At 64.6% G+C, this 19367-nt stretch carries 20 protein-coding genes; 9 read left to right on the forward strand and 11 right to left on the reverse strand.

Features of this window, described 5'->3' with window-relative positions:
* Positions 1-2: 2 nt before the first annotated feature.
* A complete protein-coding gene (locus ACXR2W_RS07530; protein WP_458813794.1) occupies positions 3-467 on the reverse strand; it encodes a MarR family winged helix-turn-helix transcriptional regulator in 465 nt (154 codons plus the stop codon).
* A 63-nt stretch (positions 468-530) separates the two neighbouring features.
* Between ACXR2W_RS07530 and ACXR2W_RS07535 the strand changes: the two genes are divergently transcribed.
* Positions 531-1991, forward strand: a complete 1461-nt coding sequence (locus tag ACXR2W_RS07535) for an MFS transporter (protein WP_458813796.1) — start codon at positions 531-533, stop codon at positions 1989-1991.
* A gap of 217 nt (positions 1992-2208) precedes the next feature.
* Here ACXR2W_RS07535 and ACXR2W_RS07540 read toward each other — a convergent pair whose 3' ends face one another.
* The gene (locus ACXR2W_RS07540) at positions 2209-2910 is read right to left on the reverse strand and encodes a cyclase family protein (protein WP_458813798.1); all 702 of its coding nucleotides are present in this window, start codon (positions 2908-2910) and stop codon (positions 2209-2211) included.
* Between the two features lie 49 nt (positions 2911-2959).
* Between ACXR2W_RS07540 and ACXR2W_RS07545 the strand changes: the two genes are divergently transcribed.
* Positions 2960-3304, forward strand: a complete 345-nt coding sequence (locus ACXR2W_RS07545) for a DUF2200 domain-containing protein (RefSeq protein ID WP_458813800.1) — start codon at positions 2960-2962, stop codon at positions 3302-3304.
* Positions 3305-3313: 9 nt separating this feature from the next.
* On the opposite strand, the gene ACXR2W_RS07550 is transcribed toward ACXR2W_RS07545, so the two are convergent.
* Positions 3314-4021: an HAD-IA family hydrolase gene (locus ACXR2W_RS07550; RefSeq protein ID WP_458813802.1), complete on the reverse strand. Its 708-nt coding sequence runs from the start codon at positions 4019-4021 to the stop codon at positions 3314-3316.
* 52 nt (positions 4022-4073) lie between these two features.
* Positions 4074-4985: a LysR family transcriptional regulator gene (locus ACXR2W_RS07555; RefSeq protein ID WP_458813804.1), complete on the reverse strand. Its 912-nt coding sequence runs from the start codon at positions 4983-4985 to the stop codon at positions 4074-4076.
* Positions 4986-5078: 93 nt separating this feature from the next.
* Between ACXR2W_RS07555 and ACXR2W_RS07560 the strand changes: the two genes are divergently transcribed.
* The 3 genes from ACXR2W_RS07560 (at position 5079) to ACXR2W_RS07570 (ending at position 8414) form a co-directional block, all read left to right on the forward strand.
* A complete protein-coding gene (locus tag ACXR2W_RS07560) occupies positions 5079-6077 on the forward strand; it encodes an MBL fold metallo-hydrolase (protein ID WP_458813806.1) in 999 nt (332 codons plus the stop codon).
* A 50-nt stretch (positions 6078-6127) separates the two neighbouring features.
* The gene (locus tag ACXR2W_RS07565) at positions 6128-7528 is read left to right on the forward strand and encodes an MFS transporter (RefSeq protein WP_458813808.1); all 1401 of its coding nucleotides are present in this window, start codon (positions 6128-6130) and stop codon (positions 7526-7528) included.
* A 166-nt stretch (positions 7529-7694) separates the two neighbouring features.
* A complete protein-coding gene (locus ACXR2W_RS07570; RefSeq protein WP_458813810.1) occupies positions 7695-8414 on the forward strand; it encodes a PIG-L deacetylase family protein in 720 nt (239 codons plus the stop codon).
* Between the two features lie 436 nt (positions 8415-8850).
* On the opposite strand, the gene ACXR2W_RS07575 is transcribed toward ACXR2W_RS07570, so the two are convergent.
* Positions 8851-8973, reverse strand: a complete 123-nt coding sequence (locus tag ACXR2W_RS07575; protein WP_458813812.1) for a hypothetical protein — start codon at positions 8971-8973, stop codon at positions 8851-8853.
* Between the two features lie 106 nt (positions 8974-9079).
* Between ACXR2W_RS07575 and ACXR2W_RS07580 the strand changes: the two genes are divergently transcribed.
* Positions 9080-10042, forward strand: a complete 963-nt coding sequence (locus ACXR2W_RS07580; RefSeq protein ID WP_458813814.1) for a DUF4031 domain-containing protein — start codon at positions 9080-9082, stop codon at positions 10040-10042.
* Positions 10043-10046: 4 nt separating this feature from the next.
* Here the strand turns inward: ACXR2W_RS07580 and ACXR2W_RS07585 are convergent, their stop codons facing one another.
* Positions 10047-11924, reverse strand: a complete 1878-nt coding sequence (locus tag ACXR2W_RS07585) for a hypothetical protein (RefSeq protein WP_458813816.1) — start codon at positions 11922-11924, stop codon at positions 10047-10049.
* A gap of 165 nt (positions 11925-12089) precedes the next feature.
* Between ACXR2W_RS07585 and ACXR2W_RS07590 the strand changes: the two genes are divergently transcribed.
* Positions 12090-13166, forward strand: a complete 1077-nt coding sequence (locus tag ACXR2W_RS07590; protein WP_458813818.1) for an AI-2E family transporter — start codon at positions 12090-12092, stop codon at positions 13164-13166.
* Between the two features lie 147 nt (positions 13167-13313).
* Positions 13314-13997, forward strand: coding sequence for a GNAT family N-acetyltransferase (locus ACXR2W_RS07595; protein ID WP_458813820.1), 684 nt, complete (start codon positions 13314-13316; stop codon positions 13995-13997).
* Between the two features lie 11 nt (positions 13998-14008).
* On the opposite strand, the gene ACXR2W_RS07600 is transcribed toward ACXR2W_RS07595, so the two are convergent.
* The 5 genes from ACXR2W_RS07600 to ACXR2W_RS07620 all read right to left on the reverse strand — a co-directional run bounded on the left by ACXR2W_RS07600 (position 14009) and on the right by ACXR2W_RS07620 (position 18328).
* On the reverse strand, positions 14009-14455 hold the full coding sequence (locus ACXR2W_RS07600) for an HNH endonuclease (RefSeq protein WP_458813822.1): 447 nt from the start codon (positions 14453-14455) through the stop codon (positions 14009-14011).
* Positions 14456-14565: 110 nt separating this feature from the next.
* Entirely contained in the window at positions 14566-15309 is a 744-nt protein-coding gene (locus ACXR2W_RS07605) for an HNH endonuclease family protein (RefSeq protein WP_458813824.1), read from the reverse strand.
* 2 nt (positions 15310-15311) lie between these two features.
* Positions 15312-16646, reverse strand: a complete 1335-nt coding sequence (locus ACXR2W_RS07610; protein ID WP_458813826.1) for an AAA family ATPase — start codon at positions 16644-16646, stop codon at positions 15312-15314.
* A gap of 124 nt (positions 16647-16770) precedes the next feature.
* Complete coding sequence (locus ACXR2W_RS07615) at positions 16771-17130, reverse strand: metallopeptidase family protein (protein ID WP_458813828.1); 360 nt, start codon at positions 17128-17130, stop codon at positions 16771-16773.
* A gap of 34 nt (positions 17131-17164) precedes the next feature.
* The gene (locus tag ACXR2W_RS07620) at positions 17165-18328 is read right to left on the reverse strand and encodes a DUF998 domain-containing protein (RefSeq protein WP_458813830.1); all 1164 of its coding nucleotides are present in this window, start codon (positions 18326-18328) and stop codon (positions 17165-17167) included.
* Positions 18329-18938: 610 nt separating this feature from the next.
* Here ACXR2W_RS07620 and ACXR2W_RS07625 point away from each other — a divergent pair.
* Entirely contained in the window at positions 18939-19310 is a 372-nt protein-coding gene (locus tag ACXR2W_RS07625; protein ID WP_458813832.1) for a DUF2695 domain-containing protein, read from the forward strand.
* Positions 19311-19367: the final 57 nt, after the last annotated feature.

The following is a 19367-nucleotide window of genomic DNA, read 5'->3' on the forward strand; positions in this document are numbered from 1 at the left end:
GGTTAGGGCTTTGCGCGCGGCCAGGGTTTGTCGTAGCCGCGCTCGATCGACTCATTGAGGTGGCGCAGCACGCGCGCTAACTCGTCACGTTCGGCCCCCGTCCAGTCGCGCAAGGTGCGTGCGAGCGCCGATCGGCTCTGCGATTGCTCGAACTCGAGTGCCATCTGCCCCGCAAACGTGAGCTTGAACACACGGGCGATGCCACCTGCGGGGTCCGACACGCGCTCGACGTGGCCGTCGCGCACGAGCGCTGCGGTCTGTCTGTTGAGGGTCGAAGCGTCGAGCCCCGTGATCGCCGACAGCGTGCCAATCGACGCTGGCCCGCCCGCCGAGATCAGGCTGAGCAGCGTGTACGCGCTCGCTTCGAGCACGGGTTCGTCGCTGCGGGTTCGCCCCACCGCGGCATCGACGTGCCGGGCGAATGCGAGCGTCTCAAACTCAATCGCAGCAATCGGGTCAGTTGTCATGGCACAAGATTATCAAACGGACCCCAAAAATTGCAGACTACATAACGTGTGTAGACTACACAAGTGATTCGTACCCCGCGCGCCTCCCGCCCAGCGTTCAGCCCCACCCCCGGCGTCATCGTCGCGGTGCTTGCTTCTGCGGGCATCTTGGTATCGCTCGCGCAAACCCTCATCGTGCCGCTGATCGGCGAGTTGCCAAGCATGTTTGACACGTCAGCGGCCAACGCCTCATGGATCATCACGTCGACGCTGCTCGCGGGCGCCGTCGCCACGCCCATTGCTGGCAGTCTCGCCGATCTCTACGGCAAGAAGCTCATGATGCTCAGCGCGGTCGGCGCGTTCGTCGCTGGGTCGATCGCCTGCGCCCTCGCACACAGTCTCGGAGTGATGGTGCTGGGACGCACCCTGCAGGGCTTGGCGAGCGGCATGGTGCCGCTCGGGATTTCGATCCTGCACGAACTGCTGCCCCCAGAACGAGCCGGGGCGGGTATCGCGCTCATGAGTTCTTCGATGGGCATCGGCGGCGCGCTCGGACTGCCGATCGCGGCGGGGGTCGCTCAGTTTGCAGACTGGCGCATCTTGTTCTGGGGCGTCGGCGCCGCCGCGGTGCTCGTGGGGGCGGCGATCGCGGTCGTGATTCGGCCCAGGCCGCAGGGCCGCTCTGGTGCGAGCTTCGATGTCGCAGGGGCGATCGGGCTCGCGGTGGGGCTCGTGGCGCTGCTGCTCGGTGTTTCGAAGGGCAGCGTGTGGGGTTGGTCGAGCCCGCTCACGCTGAGCGCCTTCGCTGTTGCCGCCCTGGTGCTCACGCTCTGGGGCTGGTACGAGCTGCGTGTGCGGCACTCGCTCATCAGCCTGCGCACCGCGATGATTCCGACGGTGCTGTACACGAACCTCGCGTCGATCATGTTTGGGTTTGTGATGTACGCGATGAACCTCGTGCTGCCGCAGGTGATGCAACTGCCCATCGCGCTCGGCTATGGGCTCGGGCAGCCGATGGTGATCATGGGGTTGTGGATGATGCCGCTGGGCATCGGCATGATGGCCGTGTCGAAGCTGGGGGCCGAGATCAGTCGCACGCGTGGGCCCCGCGTCACCCTCATGCTCGCAGGCGTCGTGATCGCGGTGGGCTATGGCCTTATAGCGGTGGTGCTTGCGACGCTTGGCAACCGCACCCCCGGGGAGGCGTCAGCCGCGGTGGTCATCACCACCCTCGTGTTGCTCGCTATCGGCAGCACGATCTCGGGCTGCGGAATTGGGTTTGCGTTTGGCGCGATGCCCGCGCTCGTCATGGGGGCGGTGCCCGCGTCTCAGGTGGCCGCCACCAACGGCTTTAATGCGCTCATGCGCTCGCTCGGCACCACGAGTGCCGCCGCCATCGTCGGCGTGATTCTCGCGTCGATGATGCACGAGGCGGGCGGCGTGCTCGTGCCCACCCTCGGCGGGTTTCTCGTGTCGCTCGCAGTGGGTGTGGGGGCGGCGCTCGCGGGCACGGCTCTCGCCGCCTCGATACCGCGCAGCCGGTAAGAGCGTGGGCCGGCAAGTCGCCCCACCACGCGGTCGAAAGCACCGGCAAGCACCGGCAAGCACCGACAGGCACGACTATGCATCGAAACGACGAGTCGGCCCGATAAATACGTTTTTACCGGGCCGACTCGTCGTTTCGATGCCGTCTCGTGAGCACCGCAGAGTGAAGTTACCGCAGAGTGAATCTACCGCAGAGTGAAGCTACCGCAGAGTGAAGCTACCTCGGCATCGCCTCGCCCGGCCCCCAGGCCACCGCGCGTACCGGCGCACCGTCGCCGGTGAGCGGCAGCGGAAAGAAGCCCACCCGCGCAAGCGTGTCGAGCCGTTCGAGCCCGCGCAGGTTCTCAACGATGAAGCCGTCGCCGCCCAGCACGAGGTCGTGCACGGGAAACACCCCGGGTGCCACTTCAAGCCCGCGCCCCAGGCCCCCGCCCCCGCCGGCCACGTCGGCTTTGGTGCGATCCGGACTCAGCGTATCGACCCCCAGCACCCGCATGCCGCGCTGCCACAGCGCGTCGGCCGCGTCACGCGAGAGGAACGGATGGTCGTAAGCGAGCTCGGTCGTAAAGTGCCTGTCCCAGCCGGTGTGCACGAGCACGATGCGCGGCACCGCGACGAAGCGCTCGAGCTCAGCCTCGAGCATCTCGGCGTCGATGCGCGTGCCCGGGCCCACCCGGTCTGCCAGGTGCAGCACGAGCGCGTCGCCCACAAGCTCGCCGAGGGTCACCTCGTTGATGCTGCGGCCGCCCTCGATGGAGTGCGCGGGGGCATCGACGTGGGTGCCCGTGTGCGAACCGAGGTTCACCGCGGTGACCGCGGCCCCGTCAGACGCAAGGGTGAGCGTCTGCGCGCACCGCACACCGGGGTCGCCCGGGTACACCGTCATGCCCGTTCGAATCGGATGACTCAGATCAATCATGCTCGCAGTGTATCGCCGCGGGTTCATCTTGCGGGGATACACTCGCGGCATGCACAAGATCTTTGAGATGAGCTTCGCTTCGGTCTATCCCCTGTACCTCACCAAGGTCGAGCGCAAGGGCCGCACCAAAGACGAGCTCGACACCGTGATCACCTGGCTGACCGGCTACTCTGACCAAGAACTTGCGCAGCAGATCACCGCCGAGACGACGTTTCGGGAGTTCTTTGCCACCGCTCGCCTCAATGAGGCGGCGTCGCTCATCACGGGGTCGGTCTGCGGCGTGAAAGTGCAAGAGGTTGAGGACCCGCTGATGCGACAGATTCGGCTGCTCGACAAGGTCGTCGATGAGCTGGCGAAGGGCCGGCCGCTCGAGAAGATCCTGCGGGTGCTGTAGCTCTAAGCGCTATTTGGTCTCGACACGAATCTGCGCCGGATCGAGGGCGAACTCACAGTCTTCGAGATCGCGCACCACTGCGAACCGTGCCGCAGGCCCGTCGGAACTCACGCCGAGCAGCGCACCAAAGAACGCGGCAGCGTCGCGCAGCTCTTGCTCGGTGTGCGAGGTGGCGACCGCCAGCACGTGCGCACCTGCAGCGAGGCCCGCCCCAATGCCGGCGGGAGCGTCTTCAAGCACCAGGCAGTCTTGCGGGGCAACTTCGAGCGCCGCGGCGGCCATGCGGTACCCCTCGGGATCGGGTTTGCCACGCGACACGTCTTCTGCCGCCACGAACACGTCGGGCACGGGCAGCCCGGCCGCGACGAGCCGCGGCAGCATCACCTGGCGGCCGCCCGACGTGACTGCGGCCCAGCGCTGCCGCGTCTCAGCGGCAAGCCCCGTGAGGAGCGTGTGAGTTCCAGGCAGTGCCGAGACGTTGCCAGCGTAAGCGTGCTCGAGGGCGTCGAGCTCGGCGAGCGCTGCCGGCACTTCTTGGGCGGGCAGAAACTCGGCGAGCGTGTCCTCACTGCGCCTGCCGTGGCAAACCGCGAGAATCTCGTCTGCATGCATGCCACGACGTTTCGCCCAGGCACGCCACACCTGTTCGACCGTGTCGATGGAGCCGACGAGGGTGCCGTCGATGTCAAACAAAAGCGCTGCCACATTGATTCGCATGAGCCCAGCCTACGGGGCGGGCAGCGCCCCCGGGCGGGCGATCCGGAGCTGGTTAGCCAAAAGCGCGCTGCGCATCGGGCTCAGCGAGCAGCAGTTCGAGCGCCCGCAGCCGGGCGTTCGAGTGGTGCCCCTGGGGGTACGCGAGCACGACCTCGTTGGGGGCGACGAGATCGGAAATGGGCACGTACGTGACCGCGCGGCCATCGAAAGTCACCGTGCCCTTGGGTTTGCCGCTGAAGACCGAGTAGCCGAGGCCGCGAGCGACCATCGCACGCACCGTCTCGGGGTTCACAAACGACCAACCGACGTTGGGGGTGATGCCTGCGTCGTGCAGCAAGTGTTGAATCACGTCACCCGAACCGCTTGGTTGCACCACGATGAGTCGCTCGGCGCTCAGGTCAGCGAGCGCAACCTGCGGCGCCTGGGCGAACCGGTGGTCTGCGGGCAGCACCGCATACGGGTGCACCCGCCGCACCGGCCGGGTTTCGAAACTGCCCGTCACCTGGCGCGTATAGAGCAGCGCGCAGTCGACGGTGCGGTCTGCGAGCATGCGCTGCACCTCGCTCGACAGCCCGTCGAACAGCTGCAGGTCGACCCCCGGGTACCGCTCGTTGAAGGCGTGCGCGATGACGGGCAGGGCCCGCGGTGACAGGGCGACCGTGCAGGCGATGCGCAGCGGGCCGGCGACCTCGTTGAGTTCCTCCCAGGCGAGGTGAGCGAGCGTGTCGGCGTCTTGCAGCATGCGCCGGGCGACCGGCAGCGCCCGCTCCCCCGCCGAGGTGAGCTCGACCCCCTTCGCGGGGGTGCGCACGAGCAGCGGCACCCCGATGCCGCGCTCGAGCTCTGAGAGCGCGGCAGACACGGTGGCTTGCGTGACGCGGCAGTGGTCGGCCGCCGCGCTCACCGACCCGGTGTCGCAGGCGGCCACAAAGTACTCGATCTGACGCAGCGTAGCCCCATTCATAGGCTCAGTCTATTGAGTTCATCAATACTTTTGGTTTTACAAATGAAATGGGGTGACCGACCATTGAGGAAACATCTTTGAACGGAGACGACCGTGACCAAACCCCACGTCATCACCCTCGGCACCGCGGGCGGCCCCCGCTGGTGGACCCCCATGATGGCCAGCTCGCGCTTTGGCATTTCGACGGCCGTCGTCGTGGGCGACCGCAACTATCTGGTCGACACCGGCATGGGCGCCGGCCGCCAGTTCACGCGGGCGGGCCTCGAAATGGCTAACCTCGGCGGAGTCTTTCTCACCCACCTGCACTCGGATCACACCACCGATCTCGCAAACATCGCCCTCTTTGGCCTGTTCGGGCTGTCGGGCGAGGGGCCCAAGATTCCCATCATTGGCCCCGGCGACCGCGGCATGACCCCGCCAGTGTCGCAGCGTGCTCTCGTAGCCCCGCAGCCCGTCGCCCCGCACCTGCCCACGCCGGGCACCAAAGACATGTTTCGGCTGTTGATGGAGGCGTACGCGACCGACCTCAACGACCGTGTGCTCGACGCACTGCGGCCGTCGCCCTTCGACCTGTTCGACGCGCAAGACATCGCGGTGCCCACCGATATCGGGTACCACCCCAACGACAACCCCACCCCCGACATGGCCCCGTTCACCGTGTTCGAAGACGACCGTGTGCGCGTCGACGCGATTCTCGTGGAGCACCCGCCGATCGCCCCGGCCTTCGCCTACCGCTTCACGACCGACGAAGGGTCTGTGTCCATCTCGGGTGACACCAAGAAGACGGCCAACATGGCGCGCATCTCAGAGGGCGTCGAGCTGATGCTGCACGAGGCGATTAGCTTCAGCTGGGTCGAAGAAATGTATGGCTCGAGCGACAACCCGACGCTGCGCGCATCACGCGACCACCATCGTCGTTCACACTCGAGCGTCGAAGACGCCGCCGACATTGCTGAGGAGGCGGGCGTGAAAAAGCTCGCGATTCACCACCTGGTGCCGGGCAACCTCGGACTCGATGCGTGGCGCAGCGAGGCGCACGGCCGCGACGTGCTCATTCCAGACGACCTCGACGTCATCTCTTTCGCGCGTTAGCTGGCACTAGCGCTTCACGTGATAACTCAGATAGTAAGGAAGGGTCGACGATGACCGCCCTCACCTCCCCAACGACGCAGGAGACCAAGCAGGAGACCATGTCTACGCACAACACTGCCACGAGCGACGGCACACAAATCTCGCTCACCACCACCGACATGAAACGCATTTTGCTGTCGAGCTTCATGGGCAGCATGATCGAGTTTTACGACTTCATCCTCTATGCGACCGCCGCGAGCATCGTGTTCGCGCAGGTGTTCTTCACCGATCTCGGCGAGGGGTTCGCCCTTTTCGCCTCGATCGCAACCTTCACTGTCGGCTACCTTGCCCGGCCTCTAGGTGGATTGCTCTTTGGCCACTTCGGTGACACGCGCGGCCGCAAGACCGTGCTCGTGCTGTCGCTGCTGCTCATGGGCATCGCTTCTACGCTTATTGGGCTCTTGCCCACGACCGCCCAGGTGGGCATCATCGCCCCCATCGCACTCGTGATGCTACGTGTGATTCAGGGCCTCTCAGTTGGTGGCGAGTGGGGCGGCGCGGTGCTCATGGCCCTCGAACACGCTCCCAAGGAGCACCGCGGCTTTGCGGCTGGCTTTGCCAACGCTGGCGGCCCCGTCGGCGCGGTGCTCGCGACCGTCATGCTGGGCCTGTTCTCGATGCTGCCCCCGGAGCAGTTCATGTCGTGGGGCTGGCGCATTCCGTTTCTCTTCAGCGTTGTGATGGTGGGCATCGGCCTCATCATTCGCCTGAAGGTGTCTGAGACGCCCGGCTTTCAGCAGATTCGCGCCGCGAGCGAGAAGAAGAAGACGCCCATCGTGCAGGTGCTGCGTAACCACTGGCGTGCTGTGCTGATCTCGCTCGTCGCGGTGCTCGCGTTCACGTTCACGCAGGGGCTCATGACCGTGTGGGGTGTCGCCCAGGCCGTGAGCAACGGCGCCGACGCCACCGGCGTGCTCGCTTGGAAGGCGGCCGCAGCGATCGCCACCGTAATCGTGTCACTGATCTCGGCCCGCCTCTGCGATAAGGTCGGCCGCCGCCGCATGATCGCGATCGGCTGCGTGACGGGCGTCGTACTCGCGTTTCCCATCATTTCGCTGCTCGGCACGGGCACCGTATGGGGCTTCGCCGTCGCGATCGTGCTGGGCAACGGCCTCGTGCAGGGCCTCGTCTACGGCCCCATGGCCGCGTTTGTGGCCGAACAGTTTCCCACCGCGCTGCGCTTCTCGGGCGCATCGGCCGCCTACCAGACCGCGTCGACCATCGGCGCTGGTTTCTCGCCGCTCATCGCGACGGGCCTCGTGCTCGGCTTTGCGGCGACCTGGCCCGTGGCCGCGATCTGGATCATCGTGCTGCTCGCAAGCCTCACCGCAGTACTGATCGCCCCCGAGGGCAAGAACCTCGATATTCACACGCGCAAGGTCACCGTCGCAGAGTCCAAGGACCTCGGCTAGCGCGCACCAGACCCGCGAAGGCGGGTGGCTCACCGGGGGGATGAGTCACCCGCTTTCGCGCTGCCTGCAGCTCCCAACTGTTCAGGGCATCTACCGCCGGCTCCGGATCATTCCAAGCTGCGCCCGGGTCTATCCGCGCGACCTCGCGAGGGCGTAGGCTGCTGGCATGGCTGCTCTCGAGTTGTTTGACCCGACCGATATCGAGCGGGTGCTGTGCATTGTCGCGCACCCCGACGACATGGAGTACGGAGGCTCGGCCGCAATGGCCGAGTGGACTGCGCGCGGTATCGAGGTCTCCTACCTGCTGCTCACCGCCGGCGAGGCCGGTATTCGCGGCATGACGCCCGGCCGGGTGCGGCCACTGCGAGCGGCCGAACAGCGCGCAGCCTGCGACATCGTGGGGGTCGCGCGGCTCACGATCCTGAACTTCCCAGACGGGCTGCTTGAACCCGGGCTCGCACTGCGAGAGGCCATTTGCCGCGAGATTCGCGCGGTGCGCCCGCAGGTGCTCGTCACGATGTCGTGGGAGCTCGAGGCGGGTTGGGGCCTCAATCACGCGGACCACAGGGCAACCGGCCTGAGCGTCGTTGATGCGGCACGCGACGCCGATAACCCGTGGTTGTTCCCTGAGCAGCTCGCGAGCGGGGAGCTTGCGGCGTGGAAGGCCGACTGGCTGTGCGTCACGATGCACCGGCCCGAGCACGCGATCGAGGTTTCGGCTGAGGCGCTCGAGCACGGGGTCGCCTCGCTCGAGGCGCACCGCGAGTACCTGGCTGCACTGCCGGATCATACCGCTCCGCGCGACCTCATTACCGGGATCCTCACGGGCGGCGGCGAGGCGGCGGGCGTGCCCTACGCGCTTCCGATCCACGCGTACGCGCTGTAGCGGGGCGGCCTGTCGCCTACTTATGGGGCGACAGCGCGGGTGTGATGCTTTCCCATGCGTCTTCCAAAGTGCATGGTGATGCGCTGGCCTCCTGAAGCCGCCGATGCCGTGCGGCCAAAAGTGGGTGTTATCAGGACCAATAACACCCACTTTTGGCCGCACGATGTCTTGGCGCCCGTGTGCGACCGGGTTCGTGCCGCGTGAATGCCGACAGTCAGCTCCTCTAGTAACGGGCACCGGTCAGAAATGGTCTTCCTAGTTGCTGCTCGGAGCCTCACATCGCGAGTCAGTGCGTGATCAAGCCCCTCGTTTTAGTGCGGTCGAACACGCGCCAGCACCGCATCAAATTCTGGAAGCAGCCCACCGAAGAAGGGCCCAGCGTCGAGCCTTTGAATCCCTAACGGGAACTCCCGGCAGACGCACTTCGAAGGCATGCTCAGACATCTTCAATTTCGCCCATGAGTTGAATGCCCATCATAGAGAGGACTTCGAAGTAGCGCGCATTGAGCTGCTTACCTCGACCCTGCTCGAGTTCTGACAACCAGCGCTGAGTAATCATGTCTCTCAGACTACGAAACCGTAGTCAGAGCTTCGCGATGTTGAAATCGTAATCGCGGGCGCTTTCCTGCGCCGCGTCACACACCGGGCAGCCGTACGATGGGGGCATGGCCGTTCTCATCGATCCCCCGGTGTGGCCCGCACACGGGCAGGTGTGGAGCCACCTCGTGTCTGACTCAAGCTACGCCGAGCTGCACGAGTTTGCACGGGCGCTCGGAGTACCCCGCCGCGGCTTCGACCTCGACCACTACGACCTGCCCGAACGGCTCTACCGTGATGCGGTTGCACTCGGTGCCGCCCCCGTGAGCGGCCGCGAACTGTTGTTTGCGCTGCAACGATCGGGGCTGCGCGTGCGCCAGAGCGAGAAAGAAGCGCTGCGGCGCACGCGCCGAGACGCCTATCTGCGCGAGGAGTGGCAACTCCTGGCCGAAGCGACAGGCATTGCACCTGCCGCGGGCGCACGGTTAGCGGCACAGTTACTCACCCGCTGGCGAGAGCCACACCGTCGCTACCACGACGAGCGCCACCTCGAAGACGTGTTGCTGGCACTCGACCAGCTCACCGTCGGGGGCGAAGCCGTTACGCCAGCGGTGCTTTTGGCGGCGTGGTTTCACGACGCTATCTATACGGGCAGGGCGGGCGCCGACGAGCGCGCCTGCGCCGAACTCGCGGTGCGCGAGCTCAGCCCAGCCGGCGTGCACACCGACACCGTCGCGGGCGTGCACGACCTCATCGTCGCGACGATCCCTCCCGGCGCAAGCAGCGCGAACGGCGCGTACGCCGTGAACTCGCGCATGCGCCCCGACCGCGCCTCGCTCGCGCAGCTGCTCGACTCAGACCTGTGGATCTTTGCGGCGCCACCCAGCCGCTACGAGCGCTACACGCTCGACGTGCGTGCGGAGTACGCGAGCGTGGCCGAGCCGCGGTTTCGCTCCGGCCGCGCACAGATTCTCACCGCCTACCTCGAGCGCCCGGCGCTGTACGAAACAGACTTCGCGCGCACACGCTGGGAGGCTCGGGCGCGCAGCAACGTGACCGCCGAGCTTGCGGGGCTCAGCGGCCACCCGTAGAGCGTCACTCAAACCGGCCGGGGTTTGCGGCGGCCAGCGTCAGCTTGGCCGCTTCTTCGAAGTCGTCTTCACTGCCCAGCTGATAGATGAACAACCACGCATCGCCGTCGAACACGTGCGTGTGTGTTTCGAGCCCCTCGCTCGTCGGTTCGCTGAACGATACCCGCAGCAGCGGCCCGTCGGCCTCGGCGCGATAACCAAAGTCGAGCATGCCGTCGATGAGCGCGTTCTTCTGCTCGGGCGCCACCTCAGCCACCCACTGCATCACAGTGCCCTTGCCTTCCCAGGCGCAGCCAGCCACCCGCGACGCCTGCTGCAGTGCACCGCGCACGACCGGACCATACATCTTCGCGGCGTCGCGCGGCACAGTGTGCGGCGCGACCCCCGTTGCCCGCGTCGCAGCCGGGTTCAGCACGTCGCAGGCGGGAATCGCGAACTCTTCAACCGGGACTTGCGGGCCTGAGCTCTGCCCCGGATCGGTGCCGCGGGCGTCACCGCGCAGAGTGCGCGGCGAGCTGTCGTAAAGCGGCACGAAGATACGCAGCACCCATTCGGCCCTGCTCGGCTCCCCCGACATCGTCGCTGACGGCCAGAGAGTGGCCGTGCCCGTGTCGTTTTCGAGCACAAAGAAGTCACCGCGCTCCATCACCGCGGTGTACCGTTCGAGGTGCTCATCCCACTTCACTGCGTCGCGCGCGGCCTGCGACGTCGGGTCGCTTTGCCCGGCTGAGTACCGCGGCGAAGTTTCGCCCGGCAGTTGCACTGCCAGGTAGCTCGGTTGCCCATCTACCCCACAGATCAGCACCCACCCGTTCGTAAACTGCGCCCACGCGAGCAGCACCGTCGGTTCGGGGCAGTCTGGAATCTCGGCCGGCACCTCGGTCGCGACTTTTCTCACGGCACTGCTCACTTCGTCTCCCTCCGCGAGAAACGTGAGCCGCGACAGGCTGCCCGTTGTGGAGTCAACGCAGTCGACGCAGGTAGAGGTAATAAGCACCCCGTCGGGCCCGCCCCAGGCTGCCGTCGCACCCGCGATCGGGTCGATCGCTTGGCTCAGCAGCACCTTCTCAGAGTTAGTCTGGCGCACCTCAATCGTGCGAAACGACTCATCAAACTGCGCGGTGTCTACGCCCAGCGGCACGGTGAGGTTCGATTCAGGCGCGGCGAGCGACGTTACGGGCGCGGCTGGTTTTTGATCCGGATCATTGCTGGTCAGCTCGTTGCCCTCGCGATCGACATGAATGGCACCGTCGTGAGCAAAGAGCCAGAGGCTCTCACCGTCGTCAGCGAATTGGAGCGCACGAAAGCCGGGCACCTCGAAACGCGAAGTTTCGCCCTGTGCATCAAGAAATACGACCTCGGTGGGACCCGTGCCGAGCATATACTGCAGGGAGCATGCGGCACCCGAGGTGAGCGGGTCGAGCTCGCAGGTGGTGATCGTTGTGGCCTCATCCCACAACTGCTTACCGTCGCTCGTACGGTAAAGCGTGGCGCGCGCGCCATCGCCCGCTACAGCCTGCCGCTCGACCACCACGCCGCCCGCAAACTGCACTGGCACCTTGCTCAGCCGCATGCCAGGCTTCAGCTCGGTCGACCACTTCTGGGCGATGCCAAACTCGTAGGGCTCGGGTTCTGCCGCGCCCGCGTTGCCACCGGTCGCGCTCTGGGAGTTCTTAACCGTGGCCTGCGTATCTGCGCCACCAAACCAGGTGCCGAGCACACCCGTCGCGGCCAGCACCGCCGAGGCTCCCCCGAGCGCGATGAATGCCGCGACCGCGATGATGGCCACGGCTAGACCGCGACGCGGAGGTCGCTGCTTGAACTGATTATCGTTTCGAGGCGTGTAGTGGGCTGGGCCCTGGCCCGATGGCTGTTCGTACACTGCTGCTCCTTCGCCTGTCACTCACACCCGCTGTAGTACATACTCTGCTATTCAATTGCTTTGTGCCATATCTCTGCCGGGCTTGAGCCCGAGCTACCACGAAAACCGCTAGGTTACTTAAGTAAGAGCCGCGGCGGCGCGGCGTGCAGAGTACACAGGAGCGGCATGTCAATGACGAACGATGGCGCACCGGGCCAGAACCAGATGGGTTATGCGCGGTTGCGCCGAGTGGGGCTTGCCAGCTGGTCGGCGATAGGCGTGATCGTGCTCGCGGTGCTCATCGCGGGCGGGGTGAGCGCGCTCAGCGGAATCCTCGTACCGCTCGTGATTGCCGTGATCTTGGGCACGGTGCTCGAGCCGATCGTCACCTGGCTCGTGGGCCATCGCATGCCGCGCGCGCTCGCGGCGACACTGGTGCTGCTCGTGGCGATCGCCGTGGCGACGGGCGTGATCGTGGTCGCCGTGGTTGGGTTCGTGCAGCAGATTCCCGACATCTCGAAACAGCTGATTCACGGCTGGACGATCGCCCTAAACTGGTTGCACTCACTCGACATCGACCCGTCATGGCTCGAGCAGTTGCGTGCCGCCGGCGACGACCTGCTGAGCAAGCTCGGCCACGGCGCCTTTGGCATGGCGGCGGGCGCTGTCTACAGCACGGTGATGCTGAGCGTGGGTATCTTCTTCGCGCTCTACTTTTTGTTCTTCGTGTTGCGTGACGGTCAGCTGTTTCCGCACTGGCTCGCACGGGTCATCTCGCAAGACGACGCGCTCATCACCGAAATCGACGAGCAGGTGCGGTTCTCGGTGCGCGGCTACTTTAAGGGCACCGCGCTCACCGCCGTGATCACGGGCCCCATCTTCGTGCTGCCGCTCATCTTGCTGGGCATTCCGCTCGTCATTCCCATGATCGTGCTCTACTTCTTCTTGTCATTTGTGCCCTACATTGGTGCCTGGGTGACGGGCGCGTTCGCCGTGCTCATCGCGTTTGGGTTTGGTGGGGCGCCCGCCGCCCTGATCGTGGGTCTCGCGCTGCTCGTCTCAAACGGGCCCGTGCAGAACGCGGTACTGTCGTGGGCGCTCGGCTCGTCGCTCAACATTCACCCCGTGATGGTGCTGCTGTCGACGATCATCGGCGGCGTGGTCGCGGGGATCCTGGGCATGGTGCTCGGCCCGCCCGTCATGTCGGCGCTGCAGAAGGCGCTGGCCGCAGTGCGCAAGTACCGTGAGGGTCGCGTACATTGACCTCATTACATCGATCGACCTTTACACACAGAAATCCGCGGTAATTCATGTGTGCAAAGGTCGATTGCTAGCTGAAGGTCAAAGCGGTGCAGCCACGGTGAAGAAGCTGAGTGGGGCATCGCGTCCTGTGTGTGGTGTTATGGGTGCATGTGTGACGACGAAACACCGCAGCCCCCAGCGTATCGAGTGCGACCGTTTGTCTCGGCAGACAGCGCGGCTCTTGCCGATGTCTGCACCCGCACCGCGAACGTAGGCGCCGACGCCACCGGCATGCTCTGCGATGACGCGCTGTGGGGCGACCTGTTTGCGGTGCCGTACGGGGTGCACGACGCGAGCCTGTGCTGGGTGGTCGAGGCTGTAGGCGGGCCTGCTGCTTGGTTTACTGTCGGGCCTGCTGCCGGGCGGGTGGTCGGTTACATCGTCGGCACCGCAGACACCCGCGCGTTTGCCCGCTGGTTTCGTACCGAGTGGTGGGCGTCGCGGGCCGGCCGGTACCTGCGTGGGGCGCAGGGCGGGGCGCTTCAAGACGAGTTCTTGGCGTACGGCGACGGTATTTCGCCCGAGGCCCAGTCTGCAGCGGCGAGCGCGCTGACGCGTGACTACCCCGCACATCTGCACATCAATCTGCTACCCGAGGCGCAGGGATCAGGCCTCGGCCGCCGGCTGATCAATACGCTGTGCGACGAGCTCGTGCGCCGGGGCGTGCCTGGCTTGCACCTCACGATGAATGCCAAGAACGCCCCGGCGGGCGCGTTCTACGAGCGGCTCGGTTTCAGGTTTCTCGCGACCGACGGCGCCGACACCACCTACGGCATGCGGTTCGCGAAGTGATGCCTGCTAGTTCATTCGCGCGGGTGCACAGCCGACACGCGTAGGTCGACCCCGGCGTCAACATAGCCGGCACGTCTGTGCTCAAGACCTGCAATGTACCACCAAGCCGGCGTGCGTGCCCCTTTCGATCGGTTGCAGCCCGCGCACAACGCCTGCCCGTTTGCCAATGTGGTCGGCCCGCCCTTCGACCACGGGTACACGTGGTCGGCATGCTCGGCGTGCCTTGCGCAGCGCCCCCAAGCGAGCACCAGCGGCCCTTCACACCGTCCCTGTGCTCGCGCAAAAACGGCCGCGCGCAGCGCGTATTTGAAGCTACGCCAGCTGTCGCGTTTCGCTGAGCTCGGCCCGCGACCGGGATACGGCCAGCGCAGCACAGCAACGACCACCACGAGCGGTACGAGCCACCACAGATTTGGTTCTAGCATCGCCCACAGCGCCCCAACAAACGTCTCCAGCATGTGCTCCTCCACGCGCGGCTCCCCCGTTTATATGTTGTGGCTCTTTCTGTGGCACCAATCATTTGCAGCGCAACCACGGTTCAAGCGCGTACTGCAGTCCGGTCACCCCCTTAGCGGGTGATCCCGCTTTCGATCAGTTGCGCGATTGACTCACGCGTCGACGGGTAGTCTTTCTCTTCAATGTTGTCGCGCAGTTTGCTCGCAAACTTTCGTCGCATAGACGCGGTGGATCCTCCTGCCGCATGTTTTGCTCTCAATCTGTTGAACTGCTCTTTCAGGTCGGCGATCAAACCGGCACGTCGCTCGAGGAGACTTGGGTCATTGAGGTTGAGCACTTGTTCAATCACAATCTGTGTTGCAGCAATGTTGCTCGGGGTGCGCTGAGCCGCCAGCTTGCCGTCGCTTTCCACCCACACGATCGAGTAGGCCCCCGTCGCAAGCTGCTTTGGGTTGTCAATATCTGCGCACACGTGTGCCTTGTCTTTTCGACGATCACACGTCGCGTCTGAGGCAGGTCTGGCCCTGTGACCGTCACAAGAAAGCAAAAGATTATTGGGGTCAAAATCAACTCTGATCGAGGTGTTCCGTCGTGCCCCCAGTCGTGGACGACAGGGATCATCTGGGCCTATCGTTTGTATATCTCGTGGGTGAAAATGCTCAATAACGCTCGAACCCAGGTCGCCGATTTTGCGCTCACAGTAGGCGCATCGACCGTGTTGTTGCGCCGCAAGATGTTCACGAATCTGCCGTTTAATGTCGCTATCAAGTGCGCCGCTCGCGAACCGTAACTGAGGGTTTTGCTGCAGGTAACTGCGCACCGCTACCGGCATAGGCGAAGCATTGATGCGATACATGCTCAGTCGTCCCAGTCCGAAAATTCCATCGCAATGTCGGCTCGACGCAGCTCTTCCTCGAAGTCCGCGCCGCCAAGGGTGTCGTCCAGCTGCCCACGCAGTTCACGAGCGCGGCTCCCCTTACCTTCACCCGCATGTACCAGCTGCATGTACCTACCCAGCGTGGCCCGAATCTCGACGTCGGGAGCAGGGTTCACACCCTGTACCTCTTCGAGCACCACGTTCGCACGAAGGCCCTGCGAAAATTGCGGTGCGCTCACCCCGCGTCCGTCAAGAATTCGGACCCGATCGGCTTCTACCGTCGATATGACCTGCGGGCTATGGGTGGTGAGAATGAACTGCACGCGTGGAAACACCCGCCGCAACGCTGGCACGATGCGCTGCTGCCAGGAGGGGTGCAAGTGCATATCGACTTCGTCGATCATGACGATGCCCGGGGTCAATTCGAGAAGCTCCGACGCTCCGAGCTGCGGGTTTGCTCGTGCCATTCGGCTGGCAAGATCGATCGCCATGCCTGCTGCAATTTTGGTGCCAGTCGCCAGGTAAGACAGCGGTAGCGTGCCGTGTTTACTGTGCGACAGAGTGAGCTGGCCTATTGCCCTATTCCAACGAAGTCGTCGCCATCCAACGGTTTCAAGTACTCTTTCACACGCCAGGTCAATCGCCCGAAACTGGTTGATCGCGCCTTCTGGATTCTCGTCACCGAACACGCGCGCGTCTTGAATCTGGCCGTCCAGCACCGCAAGAAACCCGTTGAGCCGGGTCAGATCAGACCCGGGTTCGAGCGCCGAGGCGTAGGCATGCTTCCGTGATGCTTGGATTTCTCCGTGACCAGAGCGAATTTTCACCAGTCGTTCAATACCGTAGTAAGAGATTACTGGAAGCAGCGTCTGCGCTCGCGCATCGGCGTCAGACCCGGTAGCGCGCAAAGACACCGCTGCTGCGAGCTGATGAACCTCTTTGCCCACCTCTTTAGTGTTACCGCTCGCACTATCGCGACGCCGTTCCCAAGTCACATCGTGGCCGTCGAGTGCTGCCTCTACTGCAACGCTTACAGGATACTGCGGTTCTACTGTCGCGCTTGTAACGTGCGAGTCGAGATCAAACGGCACGACTCGCACGTCCTCTTGCAAGATTCCACGCTGCTTTTCTCCGCTGAGTTCACGCATCGGGGTTCCCAACGCGACAGCGATCGCGTCTAGCACCGCGGTCTTTCCAGCCCCGTTGAGCCCGACAAGCAGAGTGAGATCGGGTGCAAGTTCGAGATCGAGGCGCGCGAAGCACCGAAAGTTTTCAACGCGCAAACGTGAAACATACCAGTGCTTTACAGTCTTCATACGGTTCATCATATTGGTTCGTCTGCGCCGGATCACGGCGGGTCACGACTGATTGCTTATCACTCGCGCATTTGCGACTGATGCATTACCGCGGGCCCGTTCGCTGTGCTCCGTTGAGATGCGCCTAGCGCTTGTGTGTCTCATGCAGCTCGTGCAGTTGCGCCTCGGTCATTCCCAAGTGTGCGCCGATTTCACGAATGAGCGTGTTCCAAACTTCCCGCTTCAACTGTTCTTCGTCGTGCGCATGCGCCAGCATCGATTCACGATAGAGAACGACATTGTCTGGAATCGCCTCTGCACCAAAGTTGCCACGCACGGTAAGTGGCGTACCCCGGTAGACCGCGAGCACGTTGAGGTTGCCATCATCGGGCGCGTCTTGCACGGTGATCGCGACGTTGTTCAGCACCTGCGCGAGGTCGTCAGGTAGTTCGTCCATGAGAGATGCGACGAGGTCAATGAACTGGTCTTCTGTGACTGGCTTCATAGGTACAGTCTGGCATGCGCGGCGGCACCGCCGCCTACCGAATCAGGTGCCGCACCGCCGACGGCACCGAGCTGCTCGGGCTCAAGATGCCCAGCACCCGCACGAAAGTCGTGAGCCACAAGATCGCGAGCCCGACGACCACTCCCTCCACGGCCGCCATCGGCAAATGGAAGAGTAAAGCTGCGCCGACGACCGCGACGACCAAGACGATGAAGCCGCCCGTGGCAGCGAGGAGCACGCGCGGCGGATCCGGCACTGCACGCAGCGAGAAGCCAGCCGCGATCGCGACCAGCGCGGCGGCCGCGAACGCCGCGATCAGGTGCGGCACCGGGGCGCGGTCGAGCGGCAGCAGCCCGACCGCGGCGAGCGCGGTGCCCGCGAGCGCCCATGCGAGCACCGCGGGGGCGATGCGCGCGAGGGCTCGGTCGCCGAGCAGTCGGTGCAGGTCGCGGCCGATGTACGAGCCGACGGTGGCGATCAGCAGGCCCGCGACGATGAGCGTGCCGTTGAACGCCCAGCCGCCGGGGCCCATGCCGAGCTGCGAGAAGTTGCGCCGCCACCAGTCTGGTTCGGTCGCGGTCACCATCGCGAGAAACGTGCCGATCACGAGGAACGCGGCGAGCAGCCCCACGAGGTCGGTCGCGGTGAGCGCGGCTCCTGCGCGAAACGCGAACCGTGCGCCGAGGGCGGCGGCGACGCCCGCGAGCACTGCGCCGCCTGGGGTCTGCAGCGCGAGCCCCTGGAGGCTCGTTTCGAGCACCTGCCCGGTGAGCAGCACGCCGAGGCCGGTGACAGCGGCGAGCGCGATGGTCACCGAGGCCGCCGACAGGTGCGAGACGGCGGTCTGCCACGGCGGCATGGGGGTCGTCTCGTGGGCGCGGTGCAGCCGCGTGCTTGCGATGAACGCGGCGGCGGCGAGCGCTGCGGCGATGAGTGCGATGGGCACGGTCGCGCCTCCCGCGCCCGCAAACGGCCGCGGGCCACCGTGCAGCACGGCCGCCCCGCCGATCGCGCCCAGCACGAAACCCGCGACGGTCGCCCACAAGAGCCGGGTCTGCTCGCGCAGCTGATCGGCTTGGTCGCGTGTTGCGCTCTGGGCTTGGGGCGTCGGCGCAACTGGGGTGCGCGGCTTGCGCGGTTTGCGCGGTTTGCGCGAGCTGTGCTCCGGATCGCGGGGCGCCGCATCATTGGGGGCCATGCGCCCATCAAAGCACGCCGAAAGTCAGTTGTCGCCGACAAATGTTGAAATCGTTGCTCTTGATTGTTCGATCGCTCCACCGGCGGCGGAGCCTCCAACTGCGTTGTTTGCTACGCGTTCCCAGCCACCGACATGCTCAATTTAGAGATGATTAGGGACCATCTGGAATCCCTGCTTACCAGTTCCAAATGCGGCCTTCTCGAAAACTCCAGGTAAACGCATCCATTGACTTTGATACGCCTTTACTTGTTTGGGATTCGCGGTCGATCACTTTAGGGATTTGATTCTTCGCTACCATGCGACTACGTCTGACGTAGTCCCTTCATCGACACGGTAGACTCTACTTCGTAAGCCCCGGACGAGGCCAGTTATCTGGTCGCCGCGCCGGGGCAATTTTGGTTCAGCCCACTGAGCATCAGACCTATCTATCTGAGACTGACGAAAAATCGCAGTCCACCGGGCTGCCGAAACGCTGCATGATTTTCGGCTGTCACCCGACCCCTGCCACCCTCTTCAGAAAGTTCGTAGAAGCTCCCGAACGACTCTCGATCTCGTCGCTCCGTAATAAATCTTCAGTTGCGATGTCGGAGGCTCGTGCAACCATGCTGGCATGAACACCAAATCTATCGCCGATGTCGCCGAGCAGATCGTTCAAGATACTGCGTTGGCGCTACTCCTGCCCCAGGCGGGCGAATGCCTCGCCTGCTATGTCCTACGTCAAGCCAACTCGTTTGGGTGCAACCACACCCATCGGTTCGCACGAACGTTTCGTGACCTCACCGCGCCTCGTGCAACCGCGCTCGGCGAGCGTCTCGCCCGCATGGGCGCCTGCCACTGCGACTGTGAAATCTTCACAAAAGTGTACGGACTCGTCCATACCTACTACTGCGACGACTTCGCTTCGAAGCTGCCGTGCGCAGGGGTGCGCCGTGGCTCGACTCAACCCTGTGCGCTCTGGGCGCGATATGTGAGCTACTACTGACTGACCGTGGCAGCCTCGCCGATCTCGTCGAACGAGAAGATGCCAGCGCCGACATGA

The organism is Leucobacter faecis (assembly GCF_054456695.2).